This is a genomic window from Lysobacter arseniciresistens ZS79 (genome assembly GCF_000768335.1).
Lineage (GTDB): Bacteria > Pseudomonadota > Gammaproteobacteria > Xanthomonadales > Xanthomonadaceae > Novilysobacter > Novilysobacter arseniciresistens.
The window spans coordinates 21,133-27,988 of record NZ_AVPT01000033.1 but is presented as its reverse complement, the minus strand read 5'-3'; the positions used below and the strand labels follow the sequence as shown (position 1 = coordinate 27,988).

Sequence of the window (6,856 nt, the reverse complement as noted above, 5' to 3'; positions counted from 1 at the left end):
CCCCGGCCCCGTCGAGCGCGCCGACCGCCGCCGCGCGCAACCGGCAGGCCGCGCCCTGCGTCGCCAGCGGCAGCGGCTGGCCGGGCCGCGGCTCCCAGCCCGTCGCGGCGTACCAGCCGAACGACTCCTTGAACGCCGCCCGCCCCTGCTTGCGGCGGTCGTCCGGCCGCAGCACCAGCACCGCGTCCAGCTCGCCCTGCCCGTGGGCCTGCAGCAGCGCGCGCGAGCCGGCCACGTGCATCTCCACCCGCAGGTTCGGGTCGTGGTCGCGCAGGCGGCGCAGCAGCGACGACAGCTCGCTGCCGACCAGCTCGTGGCTGATGCCGACCGCCAGCCGCCGCTGGCCGGCATCGAACGCCGCCGCCGCGCGGTCGTGGGTCGACACCAGCTCGCGCGCCACCTCCAGGAAGGCCAGCCCGTCCGCCGACAGCCGCACCTGCCGCGGGGTGCGCTCCAGCAGACGCCGGCCCAGCTGGTCCTCCAGCCGGCGCAGCTTGAGGCTGACCGCGGACTGGCTGGTGCCCAGCACCTCGCCGGCGCGGGTGAAGCTGCGCAGCTCGGCGGCGAGCACGAAGGCCCGGATCGCATCGACGTCCATCGACTTCATCGGCAGTGATTCGTTTTGCGAATGACAGATATAGCCATAGATGGGTTTTTCGCATCGTGCAAGCGGCCTAGCCTGCAGCGGTCGATTCCGACCCCACACCAGGGAGCGTGCGATGAAACACCTGACTGGCGTGATGCTGGCGATGCTGGCCGGCGCAGCGGCCCCGGCCACCGCGGCCGCCGACGGATTCCCCCTGCAGGGCACCTGGACACTGGTCGCGGCCGACAAGATCCTGCCCGGCGGCGAGCGCGCGCGGGACTACGGCGAGGCGCCCAAGGGCAGGCTGATCGTCGACGGCGACGGCCGCTATTCGCTGCAGATCCTCAAGTCCGAGCGCCTGCGCTTCGCCACCGGCAGCAAGGCCGACGGCAGCGTGGACGAGTTCCAGTCCGCGGTGATGGGCAGCAGCACCCACTACGGCACCATCGAAATCGACCGCGGCAACGACCTGCTGGTGTTCTCGATCGAGGGCTCGTCGTTCCCCAACTGGGAAGGCACGGTGCAGAAGCGCGAGTACGAGATCGACGGCGCCCGGCTGAGCTACCGGGTGCCGCCGCGGGCGGACGGGAGCATCCCGATATCGGTGTGGCGGCGGGTGGATTGAGGGCAGGCGCGGGCGACGGCGCCCGCCCTACAGGTCGGGCCAGACCAGCGAACGGTGCAGCTGGGCACCGGCCCAGGCGCCATCGGCCACCGCGAGCGAGACGGAGTGGGGAACCCGGGCCACGTCCCCGCACGCGAACGCCCCGGCGACGCTGGTTTCCTTCGACTCGGAGGTGGCGATCTGGGTGCCGAACGGCGTCTCGGCCAGCTCGCAGCCCAGCATCGCCGCCACCGGCGTGGCGGGGCTGTTGCGCGGCGCGGTGAACAGGCCGCGGAACGACATCCGCCGGCCGTCCGCCAGCACCACGTCGGCGTCCCCCTCGATACCGACGACGCCCGCGGGCTCGACCTGCACGCCGCGCCGCGCCAGCTCGTCGGCGGATTCGCGGTCGAGCTCGAACGTGCCGTTGGGGAAGAACGTCGCCTGCCCCCACTCGGCCACCAGCTGCGCCTGGTGCAGCGACATCGGCCCGGTCGCGATGACGCCGATCCGCCCTTCGTCGAGCTCGTAGCCGTGGCAGTACGGGCAGTGGAAGACGCTGCGGCCCCAGCGCTCCCGCAGCCCGGCGATGGCCGGCAGCTCGTCGTGCACGCCGGTCGCGAACAGCACGCGCCGGCCGGTGTGGACCTGCCCGCCGCAGCCGACCTCGAACGCATCCTTCGCGCCGCGGACGTCGGTGGCGATGCCCTCCACCCAGGTCAGCGTCGGGTAGGCCATCAGCTGCGCGCGCGACTGGCGGGCGAGTTCCGCCGGGTCCACCCCGTCGTGGCCGAGGAACCCGTGCGAGTGCGCGGCGGAGCGGTTCCGCCGTTGCCCGGCGTCGATCACCAGCACCGACCGCCGCGCCCGCAACAACTGCAGCGCCGCGGCCATGCCGGCGTAGCTGCCGCCGATGACGATGACGTCGTGACTCATGCCGGGGCTCCCGCGGCGTGGGCGGCATGCCGGCGGCCGAACTCCGCCGCCAGCTCCGCCAGGGTGATGGACTGGAAGCGCTGCATCAGCAGGGCCTCGGCGTCGGCGAAGGCGCCGTCGAGCGCGGCGTTGACGGCCTGCTCCACCAGGCACTCGGGCCGCTCGCTGCGGTTGCCGATGGCGAACAGCGCGGGCTCGCCCAGCGCGTCGTGCAGCTGGCGCAGGGTCACCTGTTCGAAATCCGCGGCCAGCCGCCAGCCGCCGCCGTGGCCGCGCGCGGCGACCACCAGCCCCGCATCGCGCAGCAGCCCCATGGTCCGCCGCACCACCACCGGGTTGGTGCGCATGCATTCGGCCAGGGCCGTGGAGGTCAACGGCGTGCCGGCCGCCGCCATGTGGAGCAGCGCGTGGAGCACCGCCGAAAGTCGACTGTCGCGTTTCATGTAACAAACGATGTTACGTATTTGCGCCTGCGTCAAGCGGTGCGGTGGCGGGTGATGGTGCCGGGGAGGTCGTGGGTGACCGGTTTGACCCCGTGGATGAGGTTGTGGAGGTCATCGATGAGGTCTGGAAGCTCGTTGATGAGGTCTGGAACCTCGCGGATGACGTCTGGAACCTCGCGGGTGAGGTCCGGGACTTCGTTGATGAGGTCTGGAACCTCATTGATGAGGTTTGGAACCTCATCGATGACGCCTGGAACATCGCGTATCAGGTCACTAACTTCGCGCATGTCATGGACAACTACGCCAGAATGGCCCGGAACCTCGCCGCGGCGCGCCTGGCATTCCCCGCGCCGCCCCGGCGGCCCCCTATCATTGCCGCGATGACCCACCTGACCACGATGCTCCGCGAACGGCTGGGCCTTGCCGACCCCGTCCCGGTCGACGTCCAGCGCGGTGACATCGAAGCGTTCGACGGATTCGACCGCGAGCGGATCGAATACCGCGGGCTCGAAGGCGACACCATCCCGGCGTTCCTGTTCACGCCGAACGGCCGCGATACGCGCGGCGGCGTGGTCGTCTTCCACCAGCACAACGGCGAATTCCACTTCGGCAAGAGCGAGGTGGCCGGCGACGTGGGCTCCGCGTACCAGGCGTTCGGGCCGGCGCTGGCCCGCCGCGGCCTCGCCGTGCTGGCGCCGGACGCCCTCACATTCGAGGACCGGCGCGGCGCGGTGCGCGGGGTGGAGCCGGACTATTACGACTGGCTGCAGCACTACAACGCCCTGACCTACCGGCTGCTGGACGGCGACGTGCTGATGCGGAAATGCCTGGACGACGCCCAGCGCGCGGTGAGCGTGCTGCTCCAGGTGCCCGGCGTGGATGCGCAACGGGTGGGCGTGGCCGGCCACTCGTACGGCGGCTACACCGCGCTGTACCACGCGGCGGTGGATGCGCGGTGCCGGTTCGCGTGCATCAGCGGTGCCGTGTGCAGCTTCGAGACGCGACGCCGCGAAAACACCGGGTTCACCCTGTTCGAGGCCGTGCCGGGGCTCGCCCGACTGATCGATACGCACGACGTGCTGGCCGCCATCGGCCCGCGGCCGACGCTGGTCGTTTCAGGCGCCGAGGACAAGTACTCGCGGGATGCGGACGAGGTCGTGGCCAAGGTGGCCGGCGATTTCATCACCGAGCTGCGCGTCGAGCGGGGGCATGCGCTCGATCAGGAGAGGTTCGAAGCGATCGTGGAGTGGGTTGTGGGACAGGTAGCGCGCTAACGGGCTAGCGATACCGAGCTCGGCCGCCGGTGACGGTGGGCAACGTCGTTCTGATCCGTGAGTTTTCCCTTTCCGGCCGACGCTATCCGCTTCAGGTGGATCGCCTCCCCCAGAAAAAACGGCGGCCCTCCGGCCGCCGTTCCCGTTCTTCCCGACCTCAAACCGAAATCGGATTCGGCTTGTCGGTATCGATCCTGTACTCCTTGATCGCCCGGGCCACGTCCTTCGCCGCCATCTTTCCTTCCGCCGCCAGCGCCGCGATCGCGGCATGGGCGATGTGGAAGCGGTCCACCTCGAAGTGGCTGCGCAGGTTGGCGCGGGTGTCGCTGCGGCCGAAGCCGTCGGTGCCCAGCACGGTGTAGTGCGTCGGCACGTAGGCGCGGACCTGCTCGGGGTAGGCGCGGATGTAGTCGGTGGCGCAGATCGCCGGGCCCAGGCGGCCGTCCAGCAGGCTGGTGATGTATGGCTTGCGCGGGGCCTTGGACTCGGGGTGCATGCGGTTGTAGCGCTCGGCGTCGGCGCCGTCGCGGGCCAGCTCGTTGAAGCTCGGGCAGGACCAGATGTCCGCGGTCACGCCGAAGTCCTTCTCCAGCAGCTTCGCCGCCTCGATCACCTCGCGCAGGATGGTGCCGCTGCCCATCAGCTGCACGCGCAGCTCGCCCTTCCTGGGCTTGCCGGCGTCGGTCAGCAGGTACATGCCCTTGATGATCCCCTCGGCGCTGCCTTCGGGCATGCCGGGGTGGGTGTAGTTCTCGTTCATCAGGGTCAGGTACCAGTACTCGTCGACCTGGTCCTCGAGCATGCGCTTCATGCCGTGCTGCAGCAGGGTGACCACCTCGTAGCTGAAGGTCGGATCAAAGCTGCGCACGTTGGGGATCAGCCCGGCCTGCATCATGCTGTGGCCGTCCTCGTGCTGCAGGCCCTCGCCGTTGAGGGTGGTGCGGCCGGCGGTGGCGCCCAGCAGGAAGCCGCGCGAGCGCATGTCGGCGGCCTGCCAGGCGGAGTCGCCGATGCGCTGGAAGCCGAACATCGAGTAGTAGATGTAGAACGGCAGCAGCTGCAGGTTGTTGACGCTGTAGCTTGTGGCGCAGGCCAGCCAGCTGGCGAAGGCGCCGGCCTCGGTGATGCCTTCCTCCAGCACCTGGCCGGCGGTGTCCTCGCGGTAGTACATCAGCTGGTCGCGGTCGACCGGCTTGTACTTCTGGCCCTTCGGCGAGTAGATGCCGAGCTGGCGGAACAGGCCTTCCATGCCGAAGGTACGGGCCTCGTCGGCGACGATCGGGACGCAGCGCGGACCCACCTGCTTGTCGCGCAGGGTGATGTTGAGCGCCTGCACGAACGCCATGGTGGTGCTGATCTCGCGCTCGCCGGTGTCCTTGAGCAGGCGTTCGTAGGTCTCGAGCCTGGGCGCGGTGAAGGTCTCGGTCGACTTGCGGCGGCGCTGCGGCAGGTAGCCGCCGAGCGCGGCGCGGCGCTCCTTCATGTACTGCACTTCCTCCGAGTCCTCGCCCGGGTGGAAGAACGGCACCTTGCCGTCGGCCAGCTGCTCGTCGGTGACCGGCACGTTGAAGCGGTCGCGGAACACGCGCACCGATTCGTCGTCCATCTTCTTGGTGCCGTGGGTCGGGTTGAGCGACTCGCCGGCCAGGCCCATGCCGTAGCCCTTGACGGTCTTGGCGAGGATCACGGTCGGCTTGCCGGTCGTCTTCACCGCGGCGTCGTAGGCGGCGTAGACCTTGTGCGGGTCGTGGCCGCCGCGGTTGAGGCGCCAGACGTCCTCGTCGCTCAGGTTGGCGACCAGCTTGGCGGTCTCCGGGTATTTGCCGAAGAAGTGCTCGCGGGTGTACGCGCCGCCGAAGGCCTTGCAGTTCTGGTACTCGCCGTCGACGGTTTCCATCATCAGCTGGCGCAGCTTGCCGGAGGTGTCGCGGGCCAGCAGCGGGTCCCAGTAGCTGCCCCAGATGGTCTTGATGACGTTCCAGCCGGCGCCGCGGAAGCTGCCTTCCAGCTCCTGGATGATCTTGCCGTTGCCGCGCACCGGGCCGTCCAGGCGCTGCAGGTTGCAGTTGATGACGAAGACCAGGTTGTCCAGGCCCTCGCGGCCGGCCACCGAGATCGCGCCCAGGCTCTCGGGCTCGTCGCACTCGCCGTCGCCGAGGAAGCACCAGACCTTGCGGTCGGTCTTGGGCATCAGGCCGCGGCCTTCCAGGTACTTCCAGTTGCGCGCCTGGTAGATCGCCGCGATCGGGCCCAGGCCCATCGAGACGGTGGCGGTCTGCCAGTAGTCGGGCATCAGCCACGGGTGCGGGTAGGACGACAGGCCGTTGCCGCCGGTCTCCATGCGGAAGTTGTTGAGCTGGTCCTCGCTGATGCGGCCTTCGAGGAAGCTGCGCGCGTAGATGCCCGGCGAGCTGTGGCCCTGGATGTACAGCAGGTCGCCGGGGTGGTCCTCGCTGGGCGCGCGCCAGAAGTGGTTGAAGCCGACGTCGTACAGCGTGGCGCCCGAGGCGAAGCTGGCGATGTGGCCGCCGAGGTCGCCGGGCTTGCGGTTGGCGCGCACCACCATCGCCATCGCGTTCCAGCGGATGATCGAGCGGATGCGCCATTCCATCGCGGCGTCGCCGGGGCTCTTGGCCTCCAGGTGCGGCGGGATGGTGTTGATGTATTCGGTGGTCGGCGCGAACGGCAGGTGCGCGCCCGCCCGGCGGCTGACATCGACCATGCCCTGCAGCAGCGAATGCGCGCGCTCGGTGCCGTCGCGGGCGATGACCGCCTCGATCGACTCGATCCACTCCTGGGTTTCGGTGGGGTCGGGATCGTTGGCCAGCAGGTCGGTGAACGGGCTTTCGTAGGTCGTGGTCATGCGCCTCGCGGCCCCATGGCCGCGCCTCGTGTAAGGGGTGGAGGAGAACGCATCGATTCTATCAGCGGGGGTCGCAGCGGGGCTGGCCGCGGTTGGCGACATGAATCCGGTGGCGTATGGGGCGATGGCCGGAGTTGCCCGGCGGGCGTA

The 6,856-nt window shown here is 69.8% G+C and carries 6 protein-coding genes; 2 read left to right on the top strand and 4 right to left on the bottom strand.

The annotated features are described in order from the left end of the window. A partial coding sequence (locus N799_RS12430; RefSeq protein WP_036213029.1) for a LysR family transcriptional regulator occupies window positions 1-607 on the bottom strand: 607 nt, incomplete at its 3' end. 112 nt (window positions 608-719) lie between these two features. Between N799_RS12430 and N799_RS12425 the strand changes: the two genes are divergently transcribed. After that, window positions 720-1,211, top strand: coding sequence for a lipocalin-like domain-containing protein (locus N799_RS12425; protein WP_036213028.1), 492 nt, complete (start codon window positions 720-722; stop codon window positions 1,209-1,211). Between the two features lie 27 nt (window positions 1,212-1,238). Here N799_RS12425 and N799_RS12420 read toward each other — a convergent pair whose 3' ends face one another. Together N799_RS12420 and N799_RS12415 are read right to left on the bottom strand one after the other, a co-directional pair. Beyond that, window positions 1,239-2,126, bottom strand: coding sequence for an NAD(P)/FAD-dependent oxidoreductase (locus N799_RS12420; RefSeq protein ID WP_036213027.1), 888 nt, complete (start codon window positions 2,124-2,126; stop codon window positions 1,239-1,241). Beyond that, window positions 2,123-2,569, bottom strand: a complete 447-nt coding sequence (locus tag N799_RS12415) for an Rrf2 family transcriptional regulator (protein ID WP_036213026.1) — start codon at window positions 2,567-2,569, stop codon at window positions 2,123-2,125. Before N799_RS12415 ends, N799_RS12420 begins: the two co-directional genes overlap by 4 nt. Window positions 2,570-2,661: 92 nt before the next feature. Between N799_RS12415 and N799_RS12405 the strand changes: the two genes are divergently transcribed. Beyond that, window positions 2,662-3,843: a dienelactone hydrolase family protein gene (locus N799_RS12405; RefSeq protein ID WP_152597958.1), complete on the top strand. Its 1,182-nt coding sequence runs from the start codon at window positions 2,662-2,664 to the stop codon at window positions 3,841-3,843. Between the two features lie 157 nt (window positions 3,844-4,000). Here N799_RS12405 and aceE read toward each other — a convergent pair whose 3' ends face one another. Then, complete coding sequence (gene aceE / locus N799_RS12400) at window positions 4,001-6,706, bottom strand: pyruvate dehydrogenase (acetyl-transferring), homodimeric type (RefSeq protein WP_036213020.1); 2,706 nt, start codon at window positions 6,704-6,706, stop codon at window positions 4,001-4,003. Between the last annotated feature and the right edge of the window lie 150 nt (window positions 6,707-6,856).

Excerpts from the sequence above, each read along its gene's own strand:
- N799_RS12425 (WP_036213028.1), top strand. The coding sequence starts at position 720 with ATGAAACACCTGACTGGCGTGATGCTGGCGATGCTGGCCGGCGCAGCG.
- N799_RS12420 (WP_036213027.1), bottom strand. The coding sequence starts at position 2,126 with ATGAGTCACGACGTCATCGTCATCGGCGGCAGCTACGCCGGCATGGCC.
- N799_RS12415 (WP_036213026.1), bottom strand. The coding sequence starts at position 2,569 with ATGAAACGCGACAGTCGACTTTCGGCGGTGCTCCACGCGCTGCTCCAC.
- aceE (WP_036213020.1), bottom strand. The coding sequence starts at position 6,706 with ATGACCACGACCTACGAAAGCCCGTTCACCGACCTGCTGGCCAACGAT.